The following is a 732-nucleotide window of genomic DNA, read 5'->3' as shown; positions in this document are numbered from 1 at the left end:
CTCTGGCCCTTGGCCGCGGCATGGCCGAAACGCTGACGCGCTTCGGTTCCGCCGGGCCTTTGGGGCAACTCAATGCTACAGCAGCCCTGAACGATGCCCCTCTCGAACTGGTGAACCTGCTGCAGCGTTCGCGCCAGATGTATGCGCTCACAGGCGGCGCTTTCGACCCCACCGTGCTCCCCCTTTTACATCTTTTCGAAAGTCGCCGTGCGCATAAAACGCAAAAGCATCTAAAGCTTGATCAGGCGGAACTGCGTCATGCCCTTGAAATGGTGGGCATGGAGCGCGTGCATGTGGACGGAAGCGCCCTGCGCCTTGAGCGCCGGGGCATGGGCATCACCTTGGACGGCATTGCCAAGGGGCATATTGCAGACGCCATGTCACGCCGCCTCAGCGCTGAAGGTTGCTTCAACCACTGCGTCAACGCCGGTGGGGATATTGTGGTCAGCGGAGGCAAGGGCAAAGGACAGCCCTGGCGCATTGCCATTGAAGACCCCCAAGGCAAAAACGCCTACCCGCAGGTGGTGGAAATGCTGGATGGGGCCGTAGCCACTTCAGGCATATATGAGGTCTTCTACACTGCTGACGCCAGCCGCAACCACCTGATAAACCCGGTCACTGGGGTCAGCGCCGGGCTGGTCAGCGTGACGGTTTCCGCGCCCGACTGTCTTACGGCAGACGCATTGGCTACGGCCATGGCTGTCATGCCGCCGCGCGAAGCCCTCCAGCTGG

Annotated in this window: 1 protein-coding gene; it reads left to right on the top strand. The window is 61.6% G+C overall.

All coding sequences use genetic code 11. The features are described 5' to 3' along the window. Positions 1–732: FAD:protein FMN transferase (locus V6C16_RS14670; RefSeq protein ID WP_333543618.1), on the top strand; the 732-nt coding region annotated here is incomplete at both ends.

The organism is Desulfovibrio sp. 1188_IL3213 (assembly GCF_036763145.1).
Classification (GTDB): Bacteria; Desulfobacterota; Desulfovibrionia; order Desulfovibrionales; family Desulfovibrionaceae; genus Desulfovibrio.
The sequence above is the reverse complement of the archived record's forward strand: the minus strand, read 5'-3'. Positions and strand labels throughout refer to the sequence as shown.